Origin of the sequence: Lentzea sokolovensis, from assembly GCF_033949975.1 — a bacterium.
GTDB classification, from domain to species: Bacteria; Actinomycetota; Actinomycetes; order Mycobacteriales; family Pseudonocardiaceae; genus Lentzea; species Lentzea sokolovensis.
In genome coordinates, this window is record NZ_JAXAVU010000017.1 from 115,600 (window position 1) to 140,245 (window position 24,646).

A 24,646-nucleotide genomic window follows, 5' to 3' on the forward strand; every position below is an offset into this window, starting at 1 on the left:
AGACCCCCTGAACAAGAGGTATAGACCGTTGTTGCGCGATCGGACAGTGCCGGTCAGGGCACCCAGTGGTTGCCGGTCACCGTGATCATCACCTGGAGCTGGATGCTCGCCGAGAAGTAGCTGCTGCCGTCGATCGGCGTCTGCAGCATCTTCGTCCACAACGCGTCCAGCCACGCCTGACTGCCCGGATCGGTCGCGGCCACCACGGCGAACGGCGCGAAGAACGCGGCGGCGCTGCCACCGGAGATCTGCGTGCCGTTGAGCTGATAGCCCATGCCGATGTTGTTCGGGTTGTTGCCCGCCTTGGACTTCACCCACGTGTTGAGCTTGCGGGCCGCCGCCAGGGACGCCGAGTCGCCACTGGTCACCGCGTCCGCGCCGATCCGCCACGGCACGCGGCAGGCGTTCCACCAGTACTTGCCGTCGTTGACGTCCTCCAGCACCTGACCCGCGGGCGGGCGCGGGAGTGAGTTCGTGTTCTCCACGAAGTCCGGCAGCAGGCCGGTGTTCGGCGCGAAGTTCTGCTGCAACGTCGAGATCAGGTTCTGGTGGGCGGACCGGATCGTGTCCCACGCCGCGTCACCCGTCGCCTTCCGGAACGCCCGGAAGTGATCGACCATCCAGTCCGACGACCGCGAGAGGTAGTAGTACTGGTCGCCCGAGCTGGTCCAGTCGCCGAGCTTGAGCAGGTTCGTCGACGGGTTGACCTCGCTGGCCTTGATCGCGTTGACGTGCCGGATCGCCAGCTGCTTGTAGTTGTAGGTGCCCGCGCTGCCCCACTGCCGGTCGGCGAGCAGCAGCCCGTAGGCCACGTCCATGTCGCCGTCCGTGGCGCCGTCGCCGCCGTTGACGCTGCGGCAGTTCACGTCCTGTTCGGCCGCGAGCAGATCGCGGTTGATCGAGGACGGGTGGTCGATCTTCCACTTCACCAGGCCGTCGAAGATCTTCTTCGCGTCCGGGTCGGCGCCGGCCATCGTGGCGACGACGACCATGCCGTAGCCCTGCGCCTCGGCGACGTACGGGTGATCGGCATCGGGCGAGATCACCTGATACCAGCCGTTGCCGCAGTTCTGCCGGACGAAGGCGGACTTCCAGCGCTGGTAATAATCCACGACCGCGGCGTCCAAAGTGGACGTCGACCCGGAGGGACGCAGGACACCCGCCGCGTACGAGGTCTGCCGGCTGCCGAACGCGTAGCCGAGACCGTTCGAGGGCGGAGTGGTCGTGGTCGTCGTCGGCGGTGTGCCGCCGGCCACGCCGTAGACCTCGACCTCCCACAGCGAGTAGCCCCACGCGGTACCGCGTGCCGTGCCGAGAACCCGCACGTACCGACCGGCACCGGACACGGTCAGGTCGTCGACACCACCGTCACCGGCGCTGGTCGAGAACACGTCCGTCCACGCCGAACCCTCCGGCGAGGTCTGCACGCGGTAACCCCTGGCATACGCGGCCTCCCAGTTCAGCCGCACCCGGCTGACCGCGTGCGACACACCGAGGTCGACCCGCAGCCACTCGGAGTCACTGCCCTCCGCCGACGCCCACCTGGTCGTCGTGCTGCCGTCCACGGCCTTCGCCGCCTCCAGCCCAGCGCCCTCGACGGAGGACGCCGTGACCGTCTTGCCCTGCGAGACCAGTGGATCCGCCGCCGTCGCACTGGTCGTCCCCGCCACCAGGAGACCAATCACGAGCCCGACCGCACTGACCGCAGCTAACGCCGCTCGTCTGTCCACAACCACCTCAGTCAATTGGTTAACAAACCTGCCTAAAGGGGCAATTGCGGCGACCTTAGGCGGGCGGTCAACTTTGAACAAGAGGTGTGGACCGGTCATCGGGACCGAAACCGGTTGCGGAAACTACTGCCAGACCTTCCGGACGGCCGCAGCGATCGAAACGGCCTGCGCGTACCCCGCCTCAGCAGCGGGTTTGCGCTTGGCAGGGTCCAGCAGGTTCGAGCCGATGGCGGCCAGGGCCGCGCTGTCGGGACTCACCACGATCGACGGCACCCCGAGCTTCGCCGCCTGCGCGCCGGGCGTCGCGGCCGGACTGGCCGATCGGGTCAACGGAGCGATGACCACGACCCGCTCGTAACCCGCCGCGAGATCGACGTTCGCCACGGACCGCATGCCGCCGTCCATGTACCGGCTGCCGTTGATGCTGACCGGCGGCCACACCAGCGGCACCGCGCAGCTCGACGCCACCGCCTTCACCAGCGGCACCCCGCTGTCCCGGTCGAACGCCACGAACTTCCCGTTCTCCACGTCCACGGCGGTGACCTTGAGCGCACGCTCCGGCCAGTCCTTAATGGACAGTCGAGAGTCGAACACCGCGAGCCGCGACTCCTCGGACGGGGTGCGGGCCTTCACCGCGGCACGCCCCAGACGCGCCCGCTTCCGCGCGGGCGACCCCGGCATCACGTAGGAAAGCGCGTATCTGACGACCATCCACGAGGTGAGACGGGCGGGAATCTCCCCGTCCGGCGGCAACAGCTGACCCGCGTACAGGTCGGCGAGCACGCCACCGCCCGCCAGTTCGGCGGCCACCACCGATCCGGCGGACGTCCCCACGAAGAGGTCGGCGTCCGTCAGGTCGACGCCCTGTTCGGCAAGTCCGTGCAGAATCCCGGTCTCCCAGGCGATTCCGGTGACTCCACCACCACCCAGCACCAACGCGCGTTCTCCGGTCACAGCGGCCATCCTATGGAGTGAGACGAGTTCCTGGTGAATGGGCTAGATTGGTAGCCTTTAAAGTGAAACCGAGAAGCGCTGCAACGGGCCGGACGCCTGCCACGCTCGGCTTCGTTCTACCACGGACAAGGGCGCTTCCGGACCTTTCGGGAGCGCGCGTGAGTGGACTCAAATCCCTGCTGGACCAGCGAATCGCAGTGCTGGACGGCGCATGGGGCACGATGTTCCAGCAAGCCAGGCTCTCGCCGCAGGACTACTACGGCGACGAGTACGAGGGCCACGTGCCCGACGTCGCCGGCGACCCGGACCTGCTCAACCTCACCCGCCCGGACCTGGTGCTCGACGTGCACCGGCAGTACCTCGCGGCGGGCGCGGACATCACGACCACCAACACGTTCACCGCCACCTCGATCGGCCAGGCCGACTACGGGCTGGAGAGCCGCGTCCGCGAGATGAACATCGCCGGCGCGCGGCTCGCCCGCCAGGCCGCGGACGAGTTCGGCGGCCGGTTCGTCGCGGGCTCCGTCGGCCCCCTCAACGTCACGCTCTCCCTGTCGCCCAAGGTCGAGGACCCCGCGTTCCGCGCCGTCACGTTCGAGCAGGTCAAGGCCTCCTACGCGGAGCAGATCGCGGCGCTGCACGAGGGCGGCGTCGACCTGCTGCTGATCGAGACGATCTTCGACACCCTGAACTGCAAGGCCGCCATCGCCGCGGCCCGCGAGGTCGCGCCCGACCTGCCGCTGTGGATCTCGGTCACGATCGTCGACCTGTCCGGCCGCACGCTGTCGGGCCAGACCGTCGAGGCGTTCTGGGACTCGATCGCGCACGCCGAACCGCTGATCGTCGGCGTGAACTGCTCGCTGGGCGCCGAGGAGATGCGCCCGCACGTCGCCGACCTGGCGCGGCTCGCGAACACCTACGTGGCCTGCCACCCGAACGCCGGTCTGCCCAACGCGTTCGGCGGCTACGACGAGACCCCGGACGAGACCGCCGCCCTGCTGAAGGACTTCGCGGGCAAGGGCATCGTCAACGTCGTCGGCGGCTGCTGCGGCACCACTCCCGAGCACATCAAGGCCATCGCCGACGCCGTGCGCGGCACTGACGCGCGCGAGGTGGTCAAGCCCCGCCACACCACCCGCTACAGCGGCCTGGAGACGTTCGAGATCGGCCCCGACACCGGGTTCGTGATGATCGGTGAGCGCACCAACGTCACCGGCTCGGCGAAGTTCCGCAGGCTGATCGAGTCCGACGACCACAACGCCGCGCTCACCGTGGCGCTGGACCAGGTGCGCGGCGGCGCGAACCTGCTGGACGTCAACATGGACGCCGACCTGCTCGACGGCGAGCAGGCGATGACGACGTTCCTGAACCTCATCGCGACCGAACCGGAGATCGCCCGCATCCCGGTGATGATCGACAGCTCCCGGTGGACCGTGCTGGAGGCCGGCCTGCGGTGCGTGCAGGGCAAGGGCGTGGTCAACTCGATCAGCCTCAAGGAGGGCGAGGAGCCGTTCCTGCGGCAGGCCCGCACGATCCGCGACTACGGCGCCGGTGTCGTCGTGATGGCGTTCGACGAGCAGGGCCAGGCCGACACGGCCGACCGCAAGGTCGAGATCTGCGGCCGCGCCTACGACCTGCTCACGCAGAAGGTCGGCTTCCCGGCCGAGGACATCATCTTCGACCCGAACGTGCTCGCCGTGGCGACCGGCATCGAGGAGCACAACGGGTACGCCAGGGCGTTCATCGACGCCCTGCCGCGGATCAAGGAGCGATGTCCGGGAGTCCGCATCAGCGGCGGCATCTCGAACCTGTCGTTCTCGTTCCGCGGCAACGACGTCGTCCGCGAGGCCATGCACTCGGCGTTCCTGTTCCACGCCGTCCAGGCAGGCCTGGACATGGGCATCGTCAACGCCGGTCAGCTCGTCGTCTACCAGGACATCAAGGCCGACCTGCTGGAACTGGTCGAGGACGTCATCTTCAACCGCCGCGAGGACGCGACGGACCGGCTCGTCACGCACGCCGAGACCGTCAAGGGCCCCGGCCAGAAGCGCGTCGTCGACCTGTCGTGGCGCGAGGCCCCGGTCGCGAAGCGGCTGGAGCACGCGATCCTGCACGGCGTCGTCGACTTCATCGAAGAGGACACCGAGGAGGCCCGCGCGTCCCTCCCGCGTCCGTTGGACGTCATCGAGGGCCCGCTGATGGACGGTATGAAGATCGTCGGCGACCTGTTCGGCGCGGGCAAGATGTTCCTGCCGCAGGTCGTGAAGAGCGCCCGCGTGATGAAGCGCGCGGTCGCGTACCTGGAGCCGTTCATGGACGCCGAGCCCAAGGCCACGGCCGGGGGCAACGGCAAGGTCGTGCTCGCCACGGTCAAGGGCGACGTCCACGACATCGGCAAGAACATCGTCGGCGTCGTGCTGGGCTGCAACAACTACGAGGTGATCGACCTCGGCGTGATGGTGCCGGCCGCGAAGATCCTCGACACGGCGATCAAGGAGCACGCCGACGTCATCGGCCTGTCCGGGCTGATCACGCCGTCGCTCGACGAGATGGTCTCGGTCGCCGAGGAGATGCAGCGGCGCGGCATGAAGCTGCCGTTGCTGATCGGCGGGGCGACGACCTCGAAGCAGCACAACGCCGTGAAGATCGCGCCGGTCTACGACGAGCCGGTCATCCACGTCCTCGACGCGTCCCGGGTCGTCGGCGTCGTCTCCGACCTGCTCGACGGCAAGCGCGCACATGAGCTGAACCTCACGAACCGCGCGGAGCAGGCCCGGTTGCGCGAACAGCACGAGAACCGCAAGTCGGTGCCGTTGCTCAAGCTCGAAGCGGCGCGGGCGAATCGGGAGGAGGTCGATTTCTCCGATCTGCCGACTCCTCAGTTCACCGGTACTCGCCTGATGACACCGTCTTTGGGTGAACTGCGCGAGTTCATCGACTGGACGTTCCTGTTCCTCGCCTGGGAGTTGAAAGGCAAGTTCCCGGCGATCCTCGAACAGCCGGTGGCGCGCGAACTGTACGAGGACGCGACCGAGTTGCTCGACGAAATCGTCGCCGGCGAATTGTTCGAGGCAAAGGGCGTGTACGGGTACTGGCCCGCGCATTCCGAAGGCGACGACATCCTGCTCGACAACGGCGTGCGGATCCCGATGCTGCGCCAGCAGACCAAGAAGCCGCTGTCGCGCCCGAACCGCTGCCTGTCCGACTACGTGGCTCCCGAGGGCGACCACATCGGCGGGTTCGCGGTGACGATCCTCGGCGCCGGGAAGCTGGCCGCGAAGTACGAGGCCCAGAACGACGACTACCGCGCCATCATGGTGAAGGCGCTGGCAGACCGGCTCGCCGAGGCGTTCGCCGAGTGGATCCACCTGCGGGCCCGGCGCGACTGGTTCGAGCCGGACGCCCAGCCCGAACTCGCCGACCTGCACGCGGAGAAGTTCCGCGGCATCCGCCCCGCCCTGGGTTACCCGGCCTGCCCCGACCACACCGTGAAACGGGAGCTGTTCGACCTGCTGGGCGCGGAGGAAATCGGGGTCTCGCTCACTGAATCGTTCGCGATGAACCCGGCGGCGAGCGTGAGCGGCCTGATCTTCCAGCACCCCGGCGCGAAGTACTTCACCGTCGGGCGGCTGGGCCGCGACCAGGTGCAGGACTACGCGACGCGGTACGGCAAGCCGCTCGCCGAAGTCGAGCAGTGGCTGCGCCCGAACCTCGGGTACGAACCCGCCTGACGGTTGCCCAACGTGAAAGCGCTTCCCGGTATTGGCAGGCGTTATCCCGGTTGGGTCCAAGCGATGTAGCATCGGCCGCTCTGGAGATCAATCACCCGTAGGTCGAGCGAGCCCGAGGTCATCCATGCGAGCTGCGGCGCTGGTGCTGGGTCTGGTGCTGCTGGCGAGCTGCGGTGCGGCAGCGGAGTCGGAGGCGTTGCCGCACGTCGGTTTCGTGGTCAAGCGCACAGGTGGTTCGTTCGCCCAGGAGATGACCAGCGGCTTTCACGAGGGCGTCGGCCGCATCGGCGGGGTCAGCGCGACGGTCACGGGCCCTCCCGGACAGGACGGGCACAAGGAAGTCGAGTTGTTCCGGGATTTGGCGATGGCGGCACGAGGCGGAATCGCCGTGGCGACGTCCGAACCCGCGCTGATGGCGCCGTCCATCGGTGAGGCACTCACGCAGCACGTGGCCGTGGTCGGTGTGGACATGCGGCTCACCGCGAGTTCCGGCGTGAAACTGCACATCGGTAACGACGACTACGAACTCGGCGAAAAGCTGGCTGACGAGTTGATGCGCCGATTGCCTCCGGACGCGACCGGAACAGTGGTGCTGGGAAACACGGCTCCTGGACTCGCCGGGTTCGACGACCGGGCTGAGGGAATCCGGGGCCGATTCGCCGAAAAGCTACCGGGGGTAGTGGTGCTGGGCCCGTTCGACACGCAACGTGACGACGTCGCGAATCGGGACGCGTGGAAACGTCTCGTGGCGGCGAACCCCGACGCACTCGCGTTCGTTGGTACGGGCGACTGCGATGGAGTGAGCCTCGCGGCACTCAAGACGGAGAAGTCGGCGAGGTGGCTGGTGGGCGGTTTCGGGGTCGACCCGAGAACGTTGCAGGCGGTGCGGGACGGCGCGATGGTCGCGACGATCTCGCCGGAGCACTATCTCAAGGGCGCCGTCGCCGGCTGGCTGCTCGCCAGGCACGCGAAGGACGGCGCGACGTTGCCGGAGGGCTGGATCGAGACGCCAGGGCTGACGGTGACCACCGGGAACCTCGACCAGATCCTGCACCGGCAGGAGTCGGAGAAGGCGCGCAGGGACTACTTCCAGCCTCAGATCGACAGCTTCGTCGAGGATCCGGCGAGTTGGGTGCGACCGTTGGAGCAGGCACGGTGAGCTTTTGGGAAGGCCGCGGCACCGCGAGGGTGGCGACGGCAGGGCTGACGGTCGGGCTGCTCGCCCTGGCCGGCCTGTCGCTGTGGAGCAGCGTCAGCGCGCAGGACACGACCGCGTACGTGCGGGAGCTCAACAACACCAGCGAGCGGTGGAGCCGCGTGCTGGAACACATCGAGGTCGCCGACAACGCGTTGCGCGATCTCCAGCTCTCGCGAACCGAGCAGACCGTCCAGCCGTTGGAGAACTCCGCCGGGTCCGCGCGCGCCGATCTGGAGTGGCTGCGCACCAGCGGCACCCCGTCCGACGCCGCCGTGGCGTCCCGGTTGCTGCCGTTCTACGACCAGACGACGGACATCCTGCGCAAGGTGATCGCCGGCCCCGACCCGCTGCAGTCCGACCAGGCCCTGCTCGCGCACTCGTCGTTGCGGCGCCAGATCTCCTCGACGGTCGGGGCCAAGCGCCTCGACACCACCGAGTACATGCGTGCCGCGGACGAGAAGAACTCCTGGCTGCGGATCGCCCAGATCGTGGCGTTCGTGCTGGACGCGATCCTGGTGGTGCTGTTCGGCGGGGTGCTGCTGGGCTATCGCCGCAAAATACTGCGCCAGGCGGCCAAGAACGAGCACGAGGCGCACCACGACGCCCTGACCGGGCTGGCCAACCGCACGCTGCTCGCGCGCCGGATGGACCTGGCCGTGGAGAAGGCGCGCAAGAAGGACGAGCCGCTGGCGTTGCTGATCGTGGACCTCGACAGGTTCAAGGAGGTCAACGACTCGCTCGGGCACCACACCGGCGACCTGCTGCTGCGCCAGGTGGCGAACCGCCTGTCGTGGGCGGTGCGCGACACGGACCTGGTGGCACGGCTGGGCGGCGACGAGTTCGCCGTGCTGCTGCCCGGTGTCGGCTCGGCGGAGAACGCGGGCATGGTCGCGGAGAAGATCCTGCAGGCACTGGCGATGCCGGTGACGCTGGAGGGCCTGGAGCTGGAGATAGCGGGCAGTGTCGGCGTGGCGCTGTGCCCGTCGGACTCGGGCGACGGCCACGAACTGCTGCGGCACGCGGACATCGCGATGTACGCGGCCAAGCGCGAGAAGTCCGGCGTGGCCGTGTACGACGCACGCCTGCACGAACGCGGCGCAGCGCACCTCACCGCGGTGACGGAGCTTCGGCACGCGATCGACCGCGGCGAGCTGTTCCTGCACTACCAGCCCAAGGCGCTGGCCGACACGGGCGCGGTGTGCGGTGTCGAGGCCCTGGCCCGCTGGCAGCACCCGACGCGCGGGCTCGTGCGTCCCGACGAGTTCATCCCGATCGCCGAGGAGAACGGCCTCATCGAACCGTTGACCCGCTACGTGATCGACGCGGCACTGCGCCAGTGCCGCACGTGGCAGGACGCGGGCTGGGAGGTGCCGGTCTCGGTGAACGTGGGCGCGGCCTGCCTGCACCACACCGAGTTCCCCGGCGACGTGGCCGACCTGATCAAGCGCCACGGCCTGCCTGCGCGCTTGCTGACGCTGGAGATCACCGAGTCCGCGATCATCTCGGACCCGGACCGCGCGGTGGAGGTGTTGCGCGGCCTGACCGAACTGGGCGTGCGGCTGTCCATCGACGACTTCGGCACCGGCTACTCGTCCATTTCGTACCTGCGCAGCATGCGGGTGCACGAGATGAAGCTCGACCGGTCGTTCGTCACGCACATGTGCACCGACGCCGGCGACAGCGCGATCGTGCACGCCCTGGTGGCGCTGGCCCGCAACTTCGGACTGCAGGCCGTCGCGGAGGGCGTGGAGGACCAGGACACCTGGACGGCGCTGGCCGCGGCCGGGTGCGACGTGGTGCAGGGGTATTTCCTCAGCGAGCCGTTGCCCGCCGAGGAAATCGTTGCCTGGCTAGGAGATCGGGCGGCCGCTCACGCGTAGCGCGGTGATCACCGACCTTCGTGGTCACCGCGCGTAGAAGTCGGTGTCCCGCCACTGGTTGATGAACGGCTGCATGAAGTCGACCATGGCGGGCAACTGGTCCGCGACCGACAGGTAGGCGATCACCCGGATCGCGCCGACGGCGTTGACGAACCTGAGCACCTCCTCGTCGATCGTGCGCAGGCCGTTCTTCGTGGCGCCCCGGTCGTAGGCGGCGTGGTGTTCCGGGCCGAGACCGCCCAGGTCCCACTCGACCGGGCCGTACGTGATCAGTTCGAAGTCGGAGAACAGCGGGCCCTCGGTGCTCGCGAAGATGTTCGCGGGCGGCGAGTCGCCGTGGACGGGCTGCAGGTCGATGCCGGGGAACTTCGCCTGGAACTCGGCCTGGGAGCTGACGAGCGGCTCCAGCACCTCCCACTCGGCGCGTGCCCTCCGCAGGTCCTCCGCGGTGACGATGTCCAGGCCCTCAAGCCTTTCCAGGCCTTCCCGCACGAACCGCGGTTCCGCCGACGACAGGAAGTCGAGCTCGCCCGGGTAGTCCCTGAGGGCCTTGTGCAGGTCGGCGGTGAGCTCGGAGTTCCTGACGTAGTCCGGTTCCTGGGACTTGTCCTCGGCGGTGAACGGCCAGAACGTGATGGAGAAACCGTCGCGCTGCACCGGTTTGCGCTCGACGAGCGGACTCGGCGGGATGACCGGGGTGCCCTGGTCGTGCAGCCACTGAGCGACGTCGAGCTCCTGTTGCTGGCGCTGGGCCAGGCTTTCGAGCGTCGTGGTGTGCGGCAGGACGGTCGGGATGCGGGCCACGACCGGGGACGGCGCGAGGTGCACGACGACGGAGAACAGTTCGTAGAGGACTTTGCCCTCGGTGATCTCCAGGCCGAGTTCGCGACCGGCGGCGACGGCGGCTTCGGTGGCAGCGGCGGTGCGGCCGGCGATGTCTTCGGGGGTCGCGAAGGCTGTCATGGCACGATCGTGCCACGACCCCGGGGCCCGACGCAGATCATTTACGGTGAGCGCATGGCCGACCGGCACCTGATCGACGCCCACGTTCTGCTCGTCCGCGACGGCGAGGTGCTGCTCACCCGGCGGCGCGACCCCGACCCTCGGTTCGACGGACTCTGGCACCTGCCGTCCGGCAAGCTCGACGCGGGCGAGTCCGTGCTCGCCGCCGCCGTGCGCGAGGCTTCGGAGGAGATCGGGGTGCGGATCGATCCCGGCGACCTGCGGCTCGTGCACACGTCGCACGCCAACGGGTTCGGTGTGGAACCGCGGCTCGGCCTGTACTTCGAGGTGCGGCGCTGGAGTGGCGAACCGCAGAACCGCGAGCCGGAGAAGTGTTCGGAGGTGCGGTGGTTCGGGCTCGACGCGCTGCCCGCCCACATCATCCCCTACCCCGCCGCCGGGATCGCCGGTTACCTGGCCGGGGAGTCGTTCAGCGTGCTCGGCTGGGACCCGCGGTAGACGTCGTTCTCACCTGCGCAGCCCGTCCAGGACGAGGGTGATGACGCCGTCGGCCTCAGCCCTCCAGTCAGGCCGGTCGTGGGCCGCGCCGATGCCGTGCAGCGCCATCATGACGGCGCCGGCCCCCACGTCGCCTCGGACGGTGCCCTCCTCGACGGCAGCGGCCACCAGGTCGGTGACGGCCTGTTCCAGCGCCCTGCCGCCTTCGGCGAGCGCCTCGGAGCCGGTGGTCATGAGCGTGGCCAGCGTCCGGGCCAGGCCGTGGTGTTGTTGCAGGTAGTCCACGAAGTCGCGGAGGAAGGTCGCCAACGCCTCCCGCGCGGGTGACGTGGCCTGCAACCGGCGAGCCCGGTCGCACAGTGCGACGACCTCCTCGTGGTAGACCGCCTCGGCCAGCGCCTCCCTCGTGGGGAAGTGGCGGTACAGCGTGCCGGTGCCCACGCCCGCCAGGCGGGCGAAGTCGTCGAAGCGCAGGTCGAAGAACTCCCCGGCGTCGAAGACCTCCCGTGCCTTGGCCAGCAGTGCCTCCCTGTTGCGCAGGGCGTCGGCGCGTAGCGGTTTGGCGGCGTTCATGCGCTCCCTCGTGGTTGACAAACGGAGACCATCTCCATATTTTCAGAAGTGGAGACAGCCTCCGTTTCATCGTAGCTCACGAGGTGCCGTGTGAAGATCCTGATGTTCGGCCGAGGCGTGATCGCCACCGTGTACGGATGGGCTCTGGAACGGGCCGGGCACGACGTCGAGTTCTACGTCCGGCCCGGCCGCGCGGCGGAGTACGGGCCGACGATCGACCTCGACCTGATCGACACGCGGCGGCGGATCCGCGGACGGCCCGTCGTCGAGAAGTGGCCGGTGCGCTACCGCGAGGAGCTGGCGGCGGACCACGACTTCGACCTGATCGTGCTGAGCGTGGGGCACCATCGCCTGACGGAGGCGGCGAACTTCCTGGCACCGCGCATCGGCAAGGCGACGGTGCTGCTCTCCGGCAACATCTGGGCCGAGCCGGCGGACGCGATCGGCGCCCTCCCGCTCGACCAGGTCGCCTGGGGCTTTCCGCTGGCAGGCGGCGGTTTCGGCAAGGACGGCGTGTTGCGCGGGATGCTGATGCCGTTGGCCGTCTTCGGCACGATCGGCACGCTGACGGACAGGGAACGAGCCGTGCGCCAGGTGTTTCGCGAGGCCGGGTTCCGGATCAGGGAGGAGCCCCGCTTCCGCGACTGGCTGCTGATCCACTTCGTGTCGGACGCGGGCATCCACTCGCAGGGCCTGAGGCTGGGCTCGCTGGCCGACCTGGCAGGACGCCGGCACGACCTGCGCGAGGCGATTCTGGCCGGCCGCGAGCTTCTGCCGCTCCTGGAGGCACGCGGCGTCGACCTGCGGCGCGGCACACTGTTCCTCCGCGCGCCGGCCTGGCTGACGGCGTCCGTGTTCGCCTTGCTGACCGCTCGTTTCCCGCCGGCCCGCTTGAGCTTCAAGGCGCACTCCGACCCTGACGCCGAGGAGCCGCGGGTGATCTGCCGGGACGCCCTGGCGGAGACGCGCCGGCTGGGAATCCCCGCACCCCGGTTGGAGGCGGCGGAACCGCACTTCGCGGTCCGGGCCTGAACTCGGGTTACCGTGAACGGATGGCACTCGTGCACCCGCCCGGCCTGACCAGGTTCCGGACGCACGACCTGCCCGGTTCACGCAGGCTGACCGGGTGGGAGGAGCACAACGCCCGCGCCCTGGTGGGGCTGCGCGTCACGACTGATCGTCCGTTCGACGGCACCGAGGTGAACCTGACGCTGCCCCGCCTGCAGGTGGCGCGGGTGAGCGGGTCGCCGCACGCCGTCGAACGGGACGTCCGGCAGATCGCCGAGCACCCGGCCGACGGTGTGGTCGTCTACTTCTCGCTGGCCGGGGAAAGCCGCTTCGAGCACCGGGGCGGCCGTGAGCTGGTCGTCCCCGGTCAAGCGCTCGTGCTGGACGGGGACCAGCCGTTCCGGCGCGAGTTCTCGGACGGCCTCACCGAGCTCGTGCTGAAGGCACCGCGGCGGGGACCCGTGCGGCCTCAGGTGTTCAGTTTCCGGGACAACGCGCACGCACAAGCGTTGGTGAGCGCGCTGTCGGGCGCGTTGCGCGGCCCCGCCGACTGGGACGGGCTGGAGCACACCGCCGCAGACCTGCTCGACACGCTGCTCGGCGCCCGCACCCCGTCCGCGGACCTGGCGGCTGCCCACGCCTTCATCGTCGCCCACCTGCACGAACCGGAGCTGTGCGCGCTCCGGATCGCCGCCGCCATCGGGTACTCCGAACGTCACCTGTCGCGCCTGTTCGCGAAGTCCGGGCAGAGCGTGCCGCAGGCGATCCTGAACGCTCGGCTCGACGCGGCCCGGCAGTTGCTCGTCGAGCCCATCACGCTCGCCGAGGTCGCGGCACGCACCGGTTTCGCGTCGCAGGCGCACTTCTCCCGCACCTACCGGGCACGGTTCGGGGTGACGCCCCGGCAGGACCGGGCGGCGCTGCGGTCCTGAGTTTTTGCCTGTTTCCGCCACGTGCGGGCGCACGGCCCTCATGGTGACACAGGACTGTCACCGTTCCGTCATGGTGACTTTCCACGACGGTCTCACCGACACGTCCCCGCCGGCGAGCACAGTGGTCGAGACCGATGTGCTGATCGTGGGATCGGGTCCGGCCGGGGCCTCCGCAGCGCTGTTCCTGTCCACTCTGGGCGTTCCGAACATCATGATCACGAAGTACCGGTGGACCGCGAACACCCCTCGCGCGCACATCACCAACCAGCGCACGATGGAGATCTTCCGCGACGTCGGCATCGAGGACCAGGTGCTCGCCGACGCCACGCCGCACCACCTGATCGGCGACACGGTGTTCTGCACCTCGATCACCGGTGAGGAGATCGGCCGCATCCTCACCTGGGGCAACCACCCCGCCCGGCACGCCGATCACGTGCTCGCGTCGCCGTCGCTCAACTGCGACATCCCGCAGACCTACCTGGAGCCGATCCTCGTCCGCAACGCCACCGCACGCGGCACGCAGACCCAGTTCAGCACCGAGTACCTGGGGCACACGCAGGACTCCGACGGTGTGACCGTGCGGGTGCTCAACCGGCTGACCGGGACCGAGTACACGATCCGTGCCAAGTACCTGATCGGCGCGGACGGCGCGAGGTCCGCCGTGGCCGCCGACCTGGACCTTCCCTACGAGGGCCAGATGGACGTCGCCGGGTCCATGAACATCACCTTCAAGGCCGACCTCTCCGAACTCTGCCGGCACCGGCCTTCGGTGCTGTACTGGGTGATCCAGCCCGGTGCGAACGTCGGCGGGATCGGCGCCGGGCTCGTGCGGATGGTCCGGCCGTGGAACGAGTGGCTGATCGTCTGGGGCTTCGACCTCGCGCAGGGCGTGCCCGAGGTGAGCAACGACGACGCGTTGCAGATCGTGCGCAACCTCGTCGGCGATCCGGCGCTCGACGCGGAGATCACCGGGATCTCGTTGTGGGGCAACAACGAGCAGTACGCCACGCGGTTGCAGCGCGGCCGGGTGTTCTGCGCCGGGGACGCCGTGCACAAGCATCCGCCGAGCAACGGGCTCGGGTCCAACACCTCGATCCAGGACTCCTACAACCTGGCGTGGAAGCTCGCTCTGGTCCTCAACGGACAGGCCGGCTCTTCGTTGCTGGAGACCTATTCCGACGAACGGGCCCCGGTGGCGCGCCAGATCGTGACGCGGGCCAACAAGTCCGCTCGCGAGTTCGGCGCTCTCTTCGAGGCGCTCGGGCTCGACGCTTCTCAGTCCGCGGGCGAGATGGACGCGCGCATCGAGGAGCGCAAGTCCAGCAGCCTCGCGGGGGCCGCCAAGCGCGCCGCCGTGCGGGAGGCCATGGAGCTGAAGAACTACGAGTTCAACGCTCACGGCGTGGAGATGGGCCAGTCGTACGTGTCCAGCGCGGTGGTCGCGGACGGCGGTGAGCGGCCCTCCCCCTCACGGGATCCCGAGCTGTACTACGAGCCGTCGACCTGGCCCGGAACGCGGCTGCCGCACGCCTGGGTCGGTGACAGCAGGAGCAAGCTCTCCACCCACGACCTGGTGCCGTACGGGCAGTTCACGCTGCTGACGGGGATCACCGGCGAGGCGTGGGCCGACGCGGCGCAGAAGGCGGCAGACCGGCTCGGCGTACCGCTGCGGACCGTGGTCATCGGGCCGGGGCGTGCGGTCACGGACCTCTACTTCGACTGGTCGCGACTGTCCGGTGTGGATGAAGACGGGGCCGTACTGGTGCGGCCGGACAAGCACGTCGCCTGGCGCGGCGGCTCGTTGCCCGCGGACCCGGAGGCGGAGCTGATGTCCGTCCTGACCACGGTCCTGAGCCGGGAGGAGAGCGCATGACGTGGCAGTTCGAGCACGTCACGCTCGGCCAGCGGGTGCGGTTCGGCACCGGCACGGCGGCGGACGACGTGGCCGCGGAGGTCGCCCGCCTCGGTTCCCGGCGGGTGCTGCTGATCTCCTCCAAGCCCGTTCCCGAGGTGACGGCGAAGATCGACGTGGCCGCGCACTGCACGGACGTGGCGCCGCACGTCCCGGTGGAGAACGCCGAACGTGCTCGTGCGCTCGCCGCCGAGTCCTGCGCGGACCTGCTGGTCAGCGTCGGCGGCGGCTCCACGACCGGGCTCGCCAAGGCGGTCGCGCTGACCACCGGACTGCCGATCGTCGCCGTGCCCACCACGTACGCGGGCTCGGAGGCGACCAACGTGTGGGGCCTGACCGAGGCGTCCCGCAAGACCACCGGCGTCGACGACCGGGTGCTGCCGGTGACCGTGGTCTACGACGCGGCGCTCACGTCGTCGCTGCCGCTGGAGTTGTCGATCGCCTCGGGCTGCAACGCGTTGGCGCACTGCGTGGACTCGATGTGGGCGCCGCGCGCCGACCCGATCAACCAGGCCCTGGCCCTGGAGGGCGTGCGCACGTTGAGCCGCGGCCTTCGCCTGACCGGCGACGTCGAGGGTCGCGAGTTGATGCTCTACGGCGCCTACCTGGCCGCCGTGGCGTTCGCGTCGGCGGGTTCCGGCCTGCACCACAAGATCTGCCACGTGCTCGGCGGCGCCTACAACCTCCCGCACGCCCGGACGCACACGGCGATCCTGCCGTACGTGCTGGCTTTCAACGCCCCCGCGGTCCCCGAGGCGGCAGCCAGGATCACGGAGGCGCTCGGCGGCGGGCTCATCGACCTGTACGACGAAATCGGTGCCTCACATGAGCTTCATGGCGTGCCCGATGTTCGCGAGGCCGCGCGTCTCGTGCTGCCGTCCGTGCCTGCGTCGAACCCACGCCCCGTCACCGAGGACGACCTGATCTCCCTGCTCACCGCCGCCCAGAAGGGGCTCGACGCATGACCGCCCAGCACCGCATCGAGGAACAGCTCACCGACGAGGTCATCGCGTCGTTCGCGCGCACCCCGGACCCGCGGCTCAAGGAGCTGATGGAGGCGCTCACCCGGCACCTGCACGCGTTCATCCGCGAGACCCGCCTGACCGAGGCCGAGTGGACGCGGGCCATCGAGTTCCTGACCGCAGCCGGGCACATCACCGACGACAAGCGGCAGGAGTTCATCCTGCTGTCGGACGTGCTGGGCGCCTCGATGCAGACCATCGCGGTGAACAACGAGGCCTACGAGAACGCCACGGAGGCAACGGTCTTCGGCCCGTTCTTCGTGGAGGAGTCGCCGCTGGTCGGTGTCGGCGGCGACATCGCCGGCGGTGCCACCGGAACCCCGTGCTGGGTTTCCGGCACTGTCCGCGACACCTCCGGCAACCCGGTGCCGAACGCGCGGATCGAGGTGTGGGAGGCCGACGAGGACGGTTTCTACGACGTGCAGTACGCCGACTCACGGGTGGCGGGCCGAGGACACCTGTTCTCCGGCGAGGACGGCGGTTTCGCGTTCTGGTGCACGACGCCGACCCCGTACCCGATCCCGCACGACGGACCGGTGGGCGCCCTGCTGGACGCCGTGGACCGCTCCCCCGTGCGCGCCGCCCACCTGCACTTCATGGTGTCAGCGCAGGACTTCCGCACGCTCGTCACGCACATCTTCGTCGAGGGTGATCCGCAGCTGGAGATCGGCGACTCGGTGTTCGGGGTGAAGGAGTCGCTGATCAAGCGGTTCGAGGAGCAGCCGGCCGGTGCGCCGACGCCGGACGGGAGGGCGCTGGGCGACAAGCCCTGGGCGCGCTCCCGTTTCGACATCGTGCTCGCCCCGAGTCAGTGATCGCAGCAGACGCGCTCGGCCCACTCCGGCTCGTGCCACCAGTGCTCGTTCTCGGCTGACGGCGACGCAGGCAGCACGGCGGTGTGGGCGGTGAGCGTCTGCTGGTTCCGGTACGGCGCCAGCAGGTCCGGGATGTCGTGGACCTGCCCGCCGACCGCGACCAGCTTGACGTTCGCGGCCGACTTGATGTCGGTGAGCGGGTCGCCCTCCACGAACGCGATGTCGGCCGGTGCGCCCGGCTTGATCGTGCCGAGCGGCAGGCCCAGCCACTTCGCCGGGTTGCGGGTCGCGGTGATGAGCGCTTCCCTTGGCGTGAAGCCGAATTCGACCAGTGCGCGGAGGTTCGTGTGGGTGGCGGTGGCCGGGCTGTCGAGCGGCGCGTCGGTGCCGGTGATGACGAAGCCGCCGCCCCGGTGGACCTTCAGGGCGAACTCGACCCAGCCACGCAGGACGTCGAGCGACGACGTGCCGGCCGGGGTGCCCTGGTTGTTGGCGTCGGTGACGAACCGCTCGTACTCCCACGGCGGGTAGAGCACGCGGGTGCGTTCGTCGGTGACGATCGACTTGTCCTTGGCGTACAACGCGCGTGACTGGAAGAGCGTGGGCGTGATCGACATGCCGGACGCCGTGAAGAGCGCGATCACGTCCTGGTAGGCACGGCCCTGGCGAGTGACGGTGTGGGAGTAGCCGAGGCGGTTGGTGGCGCCGACGTGCTCCATGCCGTCCATGCCGAGGTTGGCGGCCGGGTAGAGGTAGTGGCTGGAGAGCGGGACCCGGGACCGTTGCACGGCGGCGCGCTGCAGCTCGACCGGCAGCCGGACGTAGGTCTTGATCAGGTCGTAGTCGAGCTCGTGGGCCCGGCGCAGTTCGAGGTCGAGCTGGGCCTTGCTCAGCGTCGGGCGCATGAAGTTGTAGTAGACGCGGGATCCGTCCACCGCCTCGCCGGTCGCGTAGAACCGCGGCCCGGTGAGGGTTCCGGCCGCCAGCGCCTCACGGGTCTCGACCATCTGGTAGACCGGGTCGCCGGGCGAACGGACCGTCGTGATGCCGTACGCGAGCCACGTCAAGCCCTGCCTCGCGCCCCACTGGCGCCCGCGCAGGTGCCAGTGGTTGTGGGCGTCGATCAGGCCGGGGATGGCGGTCAGGGTGCCGGCGTCGACGTCGGCCTTGCCGCGCTGTGGCCGGATCTCCTTGACCTTGCCGTCTTCCACGACGATGTCGACGTTCCGCTTGAGCGCGTGCGCCTCGCCGTCCCAGTAGGCGCCGACGCGGATCACCTTGCGCTCGGGCGCCTTCGGCCTGCGCCACGTGAGGTCGTGCCGGATCGTCGTGACCCTGCCGTCCAGTGTGGACTTCCGGATGCGGCCGTTGTTGAGGTACACCAGCGAGTCGTTGCCGCTCCAGGCCGGTGAGTCGGTGACCTCGCGGGTGACCTGACGCGGTTCGGCGAGGAATTTTCCCCTGGCGTCGACCGGGACGACCCAGGCGACGCTCTCCACGACGAACGCGATGTTCCTGCCGTCCGGCGACCACACCGGGCCGTCGTCGCCCCGCGTCGCGATCGACCGGAACGGCAGCGGCTCGGTGTAGGTGAGGGCGCCGCCGACGAGGTCGACGAACAGCAACTGGCTGGTGCCTTCGCGGAACCGGCGTGAGAACGGCTTCACGGCGGCCAGTGCGACCGTGTTGCCGTCCTTCGACCAGGTCGGCCTGCCCGGCTGGAACAACGTCGGCGTGACCTGGCGAAGCCCGGCGGGTTCGGCGATCCAGACCTGCCCGTCGTGGTCCAGGTAGGCGACCTTCGTGCCGTCCGGCGAGAACCTGGGAATCGTCTGCGCGTGGGGTGCGGGCGCGAACGCCTTGTCGTCACCGGTTTTCAGGTCGCGGATCCGCAGTTGCGGGATGCCACCGCGGTCGCTGGTGTAGAGCAGTTTCGTGCCGTCCGGCGAGAAGTCCGGGTCGGAGTCGAAGTACCTGTTGTCGGTCAGCTTCGTCGCTTTGCCGCCGCTCAGCACGTAAAGGGCGTTGAGCGCGCGGAACGCGATCTTCGTGCCGTCCGGCGACACGACCGGGCTCGCGATGCCCTTCACCACACCGCCAGTGAGGTTCTTCGTGCGGTGCTGCCGCCTGGTCGTGCGCACCGGAACCGTTGCCTCGAAAGGAATGTCCTTGACGGCACCCCCGCTGCGCGACCTGAGCTTGCCGTCCGCGGTGTAGAGGACGCTGTCGCCGTTCCAGATCGGCGCGAACCCGAACACGTCCTCCTTCGACGTGATCGCCGTCGCGCCGAGAACGAGATCGGCCTGGCCGGGCCGCATCTGCGTGTAACTGGGCTGGTCACCGGGCCCGAACGCGGCCCCGAACAGCTGCGTGCCGGCCGGAGCCGTGACGAGCCGCTCGCGCTTGCCGTCCAGTGTCACGGTGTCCACGGCCGCGTTGCCGACGGTGAAGATGATCCGCTTGCCGTCCGCGGACCACTGCGGCGCCGCGGCCTCGTCCGGCACCCCGGTCAGCTGCGTGATCGCGTTCGTGGCCAGGTCGAACACGTGCACGCCATAGCTTCCGGCCCGGTCGCTGACGAACGCGATCCGCTTGCCGTCCGGAGAGAACGCGGGCTCGCGATGGTCGTACTTGCCTCGCGTGAGCTGCCTCAAGCCGTTGCCGTCGAGACCGATCACGTGGAGGTGGTAGTTCCCGTCCCGATAGGACTGGAACGCGATCTGGTCGCCCGGCCCGAACGACGGCAGCGTGGCGTCCTGCAGTTCGTCGGTGAGCTTGCGCGCTTCCCCACCGGTGGAAGGCAGAACCCAGATGGCCGTGACGAGGTCGATGGCGAGCCACTTGCCGTCGCGCGACCGCGACACCGAGATGTTGGTGCCCTGCGTCAGTTTCACGCGTTCGCCCGGTTCCGCCCCCGCGGTCCCGATCGTGAGCGTGGACGCGGCGGTGGCGACGGCGGCGGCCTGGCCGGTGCGGGTCAGCAGTTCGCGACGGGACAGTTCCATGGCGGCGCACACTCCCCGGTGTTGATCCCCTAGGAGATCCACCCTGGCACCGCCAAAGCCTTGCGCCATCGGCCATTCGGCGCAGCATCCACCTGATGGGACGATGCGCGCTGACGGTTTCCCGTTCGACCGGAGGACTGAGCCGTGCCCGACCGACCCGAGATCGTCTGCATCTGCGGCTCTGCCCGGTTCGCGGAGGAGATGCGCGCGGCGAACCGTGAACTGACCTTCGCCGGTGTCATCGTCGTCGCGCCGGGCGAAACAGACGAGGCGGTCACCGACGAGCAGAAGACCGCGCTGGACGCCCTCCACCTGCGCAAGATCGACCTGGCCGACCGGGTCCTGGTCGTCAACCCCGGCGGGTACGTCGGCGAGTCCACGAGCAGGGAGATCGGCCACGCCCGCGCCACCGGCAAGCCGATCTCGTTCACCGATCCCGTCTGAGCAGTGGACAGGCCACGGCGCTAGAGGGCGAGCGCGCCCTCGATGCGAGCGACCATCGCGTCCTCGGCGTCGACGACAACGCCGTCGGCCTCGGCGACCTCGCGGCAGATCGCCAGCACACCGCGCGGGAAGTCGGCGGCGTCCTCGGGCGACTTGGCCGCGAGGGTCTTCATCGAGGAGCGCAGCGCCTCCAGGACGACCGGCTCGATCTCCTCGTCGGTGCCGGCGGGCACGGACGGGCGGGCGGCGCCCAGGACGCCGCGCAGGTCGGGCGACAGGTTCGCGAGCGCGCGCAGGCCGGCGAAGCGCTCCTCCAGCACGGGGCCGGGGTCGGCGTGGGAAACCAGCAGCATCGCGCCGTACACGGCGGTGCGCAGCGTGCGGCTCTCCTCGTCGGTGTAGAAGATCATGTGGCCCACTCTAGGTCGTCGGGTCAGGCGGGTGTTCCGGTCCTGATATGAGGATGCGCGGTACGCCTGGCGGTTGCTCCCGAGCTGCGAAAACGCCTGTGACGGACGTCTATCGGTCGTGAAGCGAACAAACTGACCGGCCTGTGCGTTGAGATGGTTTGAGAAAGCTCACCCCTGGAGGATTCGCGCATGACGACCACCGCTGCCCGGCCCCGCATCACGGTTCGGCGGGTGGTGTTCACGCTCGTCCTCTTCACCGTGACGACGCTGCTGTTCTGGGTGCCGTTCGAAGGGCTGTTCGCGGCCAGCGCCGAGTGGCCCGATCCGGTCCGGCCGATAGCCGCCATCGTGTTCATCGCGGGCGCCATCGCGATGATCGTGCTGTTCACCCAGCGAGGCAGTGACCGTGCGGCGCGGATCTCCCAGTTCCTGCTCGGCTTCGTGTGGATCGCGTTCGTGTGGACGCTGATCTCCGACGTCGTCAGGCTCGGCATGGCGATGGCCGGCGTCGAGAACCCGTTCCGCTCGCGTTTCATCGCCGTGCTGCTCGCGGTCCTCATCGTCACCGTGACGGTGTACGGCGTGTACGAGGCGATGCGCGTGCCGCGGATCAAGCGGCAAGACGTGACGATTCCCCGGCTCGACCCCGCGTTCGACGGGCTGACGGTCGCGGTCATCACCGACACCCACTACGGCGCGATCAACCGCGCGAAGTGGTCGCGGGGCATGGTCGACGCGGTCAACAAGCTCGACGCGGACGTGGCCGTGCACGTCGGCGACATCGCGGACGGCACCGCCGACCAGCGCCTGGAGCAGGCCACCCCGCTCGGCGACGTGAACACGCCGCACCGCTTCTACATCACCGGCAACCACGAGTACTACTCGAACGCGCAGGGCTGGATCGACCTCATGACCCGTCTGGGCTGGAAGGCACTGCGCAACGAGCACGTGGCGCTCGAACGCGGCGACGCCAAGCTGGTGTTCGCGGGCATCGACGACGTCACGGCCGACCACTCCGGCGAGCCCGGCCACGCCGCCGACCTCACGCGTGCCTTGCGCGACGCCGACTCCACCGCGCCGGTCGTCCTGCTCGCGCACCAGCCGTCGGAGATCAAGAAGGCCGTGGACGCGGGCGTGGACCTGCAGCTGTCCGGGCACACGCACGGCGGGCAGATCTGGCCGTTCCACTACCTGGTGCGGCTGCAGCAGCCGGTGGTCGCCGGCCTGAGCAGGCACAGCGACCGCACCCAGCTCTACACCAGCCGCGGCGCCGGTTTCTGGGGCCCGCCGATGCGCGTCTTCGCGCCCAGTGAGATCACGCTCCTCACGCTCAAAGCGAGCTGAGGTGGCCTGAATCGTTGAACCTGATCAGCCGGGGTGACTCGCCGGTCGTGTAGCGGATGACCGTCAGGGCCGCGTTGTCGTGGTTCAGCGTCAGCCACCGCTCGGGCGGGGCGTCCAGCGCGTCCCGCACGAGCCAGCTGATCAGGAACGAGTGCGTCACGACCAGCACCGGGCCGTCGCCGGGCCGGGCGAACCGCGTCTCGGCCTCGTGCGCCAGAGCGGGCCCGCGGGTGCGTTCCGACTCGGGGAACTGGTCGAAGAACTCGTCGTGATCAGGAACGAAGTGCGGCATGTAGTCGCCCGCCGCGGCCTCGACCCTGCAGGGCACGCGCAGCACTTCGGCGATGATCGACGCGGTCTCGGTGGCCCGAGGAAGCGGACCGTGGTGCACGGCCGCGAATCCCGTACCCCGCAACCGTTCCGCGAGCGCCTCGGCCTGCTTGCGGCCCCGTGCCGTCAGCCGGGACTCGTCCTTCGTCGCCTCGCCGTGCCGAACCAGATGCAGATCTCGTGTCACGCCGTGCAGTCTGCCTTGATGGCACTGGCGGCGTGATGGGCGTAGGTCGGTCCGGAGTTGGTCCAGTCCTGACCTCGGGTGAGCAGCTGCACGGTCAGGTTTCCGCTGGCCTTGAACTTCCCGGCGCTGACCCACTGGCCGCGCTTCTCGACCTGCTTGATCGCGAACGACGCCAGCGGGGTGCCGCCGACACTCGCCCGGTCGAAGACGTAGTACACGGTCGGGTTACCCCCGACCTCCTCCAGGCTGCCGTTCGGGACGTGCACGGAGACGTTGCACGTGCCGGTGACGGCGAACGTCCACTGCCCGTAGGCGGAGCTGTCGTCCTTGCGGGCATCGCCGGACATCGGGATCGACACGAACGTCGAGCCGCACTTGCCGTCGCCGTGGTCGACCCAGCCCTTGCGGCCGTCGCGGTACGAGCCGACGTTGCTGTAGCCGCCGCAACCGGGGCCCGTCGTGAACGACTTGGCACCGCCGGGAGCCCGGCCCGTGTCGCCCGCGGGCGGCGGGGCGACGTTCTGCGTGGTCGTCGGCATCAGGCCGAGCGCCGACGAGGCGAGCGTCGGGTCCACGCCGTTCGACGTCGACTCCGCCGGCAGTTCCTCGGGCGGGGTGATCAGGCCGGGGATGTAGCTGTGCGACGGCTGCGCGACGTCCGTGACGCCGCTGCCGGAGCCCCCGTTGAACGTGACGATCGCGATCCCGCCGAGAACGAGGAGCGCGGCGATGGCGGCGATCGCGGCGGCGCGCGGCTTGAGCGGACCGGCCGGCGGCTTCTCCTCCTGCTGCGCAGAGTCACCGGCCGCGGCCCACCGGGCGGCTCCCCTGGCGCGTGCGGCCTCCATCAACGCGGGGTCGGGCGCCAGATGACGCTCGGTCGGTGGTTCGTCGGGGAACTGGGTCGGCACGGAGCGCAGTGTGCCAGGGACACAGGGCTACCCGAACGTGTGGTTCATTCACGAACGGGTTGTTTGAACTCAATGGACCGCACGCCGTGTCGACCGTTAGCCCGTTTCGTCTACGCACCGTCACGAACACTAGCCCGAGCGGACCCTCATTCCTGACTCGTGAGTCAGGCTAAGCACCGTCCCGCACCTGCGCACAACCCCCGCACCGCCCCCGAAAAACCGGATCTTGTCCCGGTTTTCGTGTCACAGAACGGAAACACCTGAAGAACGCCTTGATCTCGTGGTGTTTCCGAGCAACAGAACCGGTCAAGGCGACCAGGTTCAGGACAGGGCGTCGATCAACGCAAGATCTGGCGGCACCAGGGTCGTCGACAGGACGAGTTCCCGCATCAGGTTGTCGTTCAACGCGTTCCCGACCGGCTCGCCGACCTCCTCGCGCACCAGCCCCGGCACTCCCTCGCGTGACAACCGGGCTCTGATCGCGGCCACCATGTGTTCGACCTTCTTGTGGCTCCACTGCTCCGTTGGCCGCAGTTCGGACATCACGACGGCGACGTGCCGGCGTGCCAACGGCTGAGGGTTCGCCTCGTGCATCAGGTAGCGCTGGCCGAGCAGCCCGAGGACGGCACCTGCGAGGTGTCGATCCTGCACGAAGCCGTTCAGGAAGAGCGGTTCGAGGTCGTGGTCGTGATCCTGGCGGACGAGAACGTCAAGGACTCCGCCGCGCTGTGTCCGGGAGCGATCTTGCTGGCGAAAGCGGCAGTAGCCAAGCCTCCCCAGCCCGTTTAGGGTGCCCGCC

21 protein-coding genes are annotated in these 24,646 nt (G+C 69.2%); 12 read left to right on the plus strand and 9 right to left on the minus strand.

Translation table 11 applies throughout. The features are described 5' to 3' along the window. Positions 1-53: 53 nt before the first annotated feature. Positions 54-1,685, minus strand: coding sequence for a glycosyl hydrolase family 8 (locus SK854_RS43505; RefSeq protein WP_319981035.1), 1,632 nt, complete (start codon positions 1,683-1,685; stop codon positions 54-56). 168 nt (positions 1,686-1,853) lie between these two features. Then, positions 1,854-2,684: a patatin-like phospholipase family protein gene (locus SK854_RS43510; protein WP_319981036.1), complete on the minus strand. Its 831-nt coding sequence runs from the start codon at positions 2,682-2,684 to the stop codon at positions 1,854-1,856. Between the two features lie 158 nt (positions 2,685-2,842). Between SK854_RS43510 and metH the strand changes: the two genes are divergently transcribed. The 3 genes from metH (at position 2,843) to SK854_RS43525 (ending at position 9,493) form a co-directional block, all read left to right on the plus strand. Further along, positions 2,843-6,415: a methionine synthase gene (gene metH, locus SK854_RS43515; RefSeq protein WP_319981037.1), complete on the plus strand. Its 3,573-nt coding sequence runs from the start codon at positions 2,843-2,845 to the stop codon at positions 6,413-6,415. A 124-nt stretch (positions 6,416-6,539) separates the two neighbouring features. Then, entirely contained in the window at positions 6,540-7,574 is a 1,035-nt protein-coding gene (locus SK854_RS43520; RefSeq protein ID WP_319981038.1) for a sugar ABC transporter substrate-binding protein, read from the plus strand. Then, positions 7,571-9,493, plus strand: coding sequence for a putative bifunctional diguanylate cyclase/phosphodiesterase (locus SK854_RS43525; RefSeq protein WP_319981039.1), 1,923 nt, complete (start codon positions 7,571-7,573; stop codon positions 9,491-9,493). The genes SK854_RS43520 and SK854_RS43525 overlap by 4 nt, the downstream gene beginning before the upstream one ends. A 24-nt stretch (positions 9,494-9,517) precedes the next feature. Here the strand turns inward: SK854_RS43525 and SK854_RS43530 are convergent, their stop codons facing one another. Then, complete coding sequence (locus SK854_RS43530) at positions 9,518-10,456, minus strand: phosphotransferase (protein WP_319981040.1); 939 nt, start codon at positions 10,454-10,456, stop codon at positions 9,518-9,520. 54 nt (positions 10,457-10,510) lie between these two features. Between SK854_RS43530 and SK854_RS43535 the strand changes: the two genes are divergently transcribed. After that, positions 10,511-10,954, plus strand: coding sequence for an NUDIX hydrolase (locus SK854_RS43535; RefSeq protein WP_319981041.1), 444 nt, complete (start codon positions 10,511-10,513; stop codon positions 10,952-10,954). A 9-nt stretch (positions 10,955-10,963) separates the two neighbouring features. Here the strand turns inward: SK854_RS43535 and SK854_RS43540 are convergent, their stop codons facing one another. Further along, positions 10,964-11,527 (minus strand): TetR/AcrR family transcriptional regulator, encoded by a 564-nt coding sequence (locus SK854_RS43540; RefSeq protein ID WP_319981042.1) that lies wholly within the window; start codon positions 11,525-11,527, stop codon positions 10,964-10,966. A gap of 90 nt (positions 11,528-11,617) precedes the next feature. Here SK854_RS43540 and SK854_RS43545 point away from each other — a divergent pair, with 90 nt between their 5' ends. The 5 genes from SK854_RS43545 (at position 11,618) to SK854_RS43565 (ending at position 17,216) form a co-directional block, all read left to right on the plus strand. After that, positions 11,618-12,559 (plus strand): ketopantoate reductase family protein, encoded by a 942-nt coding sequence (locus SK854_RS43545; protein ID WP_319981043.1) that lies wholly within the window; start codon positions 11,618-11,620, stop codon positions 12,557-12,559. 20 nt (positions 12,560-12,579) lie between these two features. Beyond that, positions 12,580-13,467: an AraC family transcriptional regulator gene (locus tag SK854_RS43550; protein ID WP_319981044.1), complete on the plus strand. Its 888-nt coding sequence runs from the start codon at positions 12,580-12,582 to the stop codon at positions 13,465-13,467. A gap of 70 nt (positions 13,468-13,537) precedes the next feature. Beyond that, the gene (locus SK854_RS43555) at positions 13,538-15,340 is read left to right on the plus strand and encodes an FAD-dependent oxidoreductase (protein ID WP_319981045.1); all 1,803 of its coding nucleotides are present in this window, start codon (positions 13,538-13,540) and stop codon (positions 15,338-15,340) included. Next, positions 15,337-16,344: a maleylacetate reductase gene (locus SK854_RS43560; RefSeq protein WP_319981046.1), complete on the plus strand. Its 1,008-nt coding sequence runs from the start codon at positions 15,337-15,339 to the stop codon at positions 16,342-16,344. The genes SK854_RS43555 and SK854_RS43560 overlap by 4 nt, the downstream gene beginning before the upstream one ends. Continuing rightward, entirely contained in the window at positions 16,341-17,216 is an 876-nt protein-coding gene (locus tag SK854_RS43565) for a dioxygenase family protein (RefSeq protein ID WP_319981047.1), read from the plus strand. Before SK854_RS43560 ends, SK854_RS43565 begins: the two co-directional genes overlap by 4 nt. Here SK854_RS43565 and SK854_RS43570 read toward each other — a convergent pair. Further along, positions 17,210-20,221, minus strand: coding sequence for an amidohydrolase family protein (locus SK854_RS43570; RefSeq protein ID WP_319981048.1), 3,012 nt, complete (start codon positions 20,219-20,221; stop codon positions 17,210-17,212). The two genes, SK854_RS43565 and SK854_RS43570, sit on opposite strands and share 7 nt — an antisense overlap. Positions 20,222-20,365: 144 nt before the next feature. On the opposite strand from SK854_RS43570, the gene SK854_RS43575 reads away from it, so the two are divergent. After that, entirely contained in the window at positions 20,366-20,665 is a 300-nt protein-coding gene (locus SK854_RS43575) for a hypothetical protein (protein ID WP_319981049.1), read from the plus strand. A 20-nt stretch (positions 20,666-20,685) separates the two neighbouring features. Here the strand turns inward: SK854_RS43575 and SK854_RS43580 are convergent, their stop codons facing one another. Beyond that, positions 20,686-21,075 (minus strand): hypothetical protein, encoded by a 390-nt coding sequence (locus tag SK854_RS43580; RefSeq protein WP_319981050.1) that lies wholly within the window; start codon positions 21,073-21,075, stop codon positions 20,686-20,688. Between the two features lie 189 nt (positions 21,076-21,264). Here SK854_RS43580 and SK854_RS43585 point away from each other — a divergent pair, with 189 nt between their 5' ends. Then, the gene (locus SK854_RS43585) at positions 21,265-22,419 is read left to right on the plus strand and encodes a metallophosphoesterase (RefSeq protein ID WP_319981051.1); all 1,155 of its coding nucleotides are present in this window, start codon (positions 21,265-21,267) and stop codon (positions 22,417-22,419) included. Here SK854_RS43585 and SK854_RS43590 read toward each other — a convergent pair. From SK854_RS43590 to SK854_RS43600, 3 genes are all read right to left on the minus strand, one after another. Continuing rightward, positions 22,406-22,936 carry a histidine phosphatase family protein gene (locus SK854_RS43590; RefSeq protein ID WP_319981052.1) on the minus strand — a complete coding sequence of 177 codons (531 nt, stop codon included), beginning with the start codon at positions 22,934-22,936 and terminating at the stop codon, positions 22,406-22,408. The two genes, SK854_RS43585 and SK854_RS43590, sit on opposite strands and share 14 nt — an antisense overlap. Further along, complete coding sequence (locus tag SK854_RS43595; RefSeq protein ID WP_319981053.1) at positions 22,933-23,847, minus strand: hypothetical protein; 915 nt, start codon at positions 23,845-23,847, stop codon at positions 22,933-22,935. Before SK854_RS43595 ends, SK854_RS43590 begins: the two co-directional genes overlap by 4 nt. Positions 23,848-24,168: 321 nt before the next feature. Continuing rightward, positions 24,169-24,417 carry a hypothetical protein gene (locus SK854_RS43600; protein ID WP_319981054.1) on the minus strand — a complete coding sequence of 83 codons (249 nt, stop codon included), beginning with the start codon at positions 24,415-24,417 and terminating at the stop codon, positions 24,169-24,171. Positions 24,418-24,435: 18 nt separating this feature from the next. Here SK854_RS43600 and SK854_RS43605 point away from each other — a divergent pair, with 18 nt between their 5' ends. Further along, positions 24,436-24,636, plus strand: a complete 201-nt coding sequence (locus SK854_RS43605; RefSeq protein WP_319981055.1) for a hypothetical protein — start codon at positions 24,436-24,438, stop codon at positions 24,634-24,636. Positions 24,637-24,646 lie beyond the last annotated feature (10 nt).

Coding starts and splice junctions, on each gene's coding strand:
- SK854_RS43580 (WP_319981050.1), bottom strand. CDS start 21,075: ATGATCTTCTACACCGACGAGGAGAGCCGCACGCTGCGCACCGCCGTG.
- SK854_RS43560 (WP_319981046.1), top strand. CDS start 15,337: ATGACGTGGCAGTTCGAGCACGTCACGCTCGGCCAGCGGGTGCGGTTC.
- SK854_RS43535 (WP_319981041.1), top strand. CDS start 10,511: ATGGCCGACCGGCACCTGATCGACGCCCACGTTCTGCTCGTCCGCGAC.
- SK854_RS43570 (WP_319981048.1), bottom strand. CDS start 20,221: ATGGAACTGTCCCGTCGCGAACTGCTGACCCGCACCGGCCAGGCCGCC.
- SK854_RS43550 (WP_319981044.1), top strand. CDS start 12,580: ATGGCACTCGTGCACCCGCCCGGCCTGACCAGGTTCCGGACGCACGAC.
- SK854_RS43530 (WP_319981040.1), bottom strand. CDS start 10,456: ATGACAGCCTTCGCGACCCCCGAAGACATCGCCGGCCGCACCGCCGCT.
- SK854_RS43540 (WP_319981042.1), bottom strand. CDS start 11,527: ATGAACGCCGCCAAACCGCTACGCGCCGACGCCCTGCGCAACAGGGAG.
- SK854_RS43565 (WP_319981047.1), top strand. CDS start 16,341: ATGACCGCCCAGCACCGCATCGAGGAACAGCTCACCGACGAGGTCATC.
- SK854_RS43520 (WP_319981038.1), top strand. CDS start 6,540: ATGCGAGCTGCGGCGCTGGTGCTGGGTCTGGTGCTGCTGGCGAGCTGC.
- SK854_RS43585 (WP_319981051.1), top strand. CDS start 21,265: ATGACGACCACCGCTGCCCGGCCCCGCATCACGGTTCGGCGGGTGGTG.
- SK854_RS43555 (WP_319981045.1), top strand. CDS start 13,538: ATGGTGACTTTCCACGACGGTCTCACCGACACGTCCCCGCCGGCGAGC.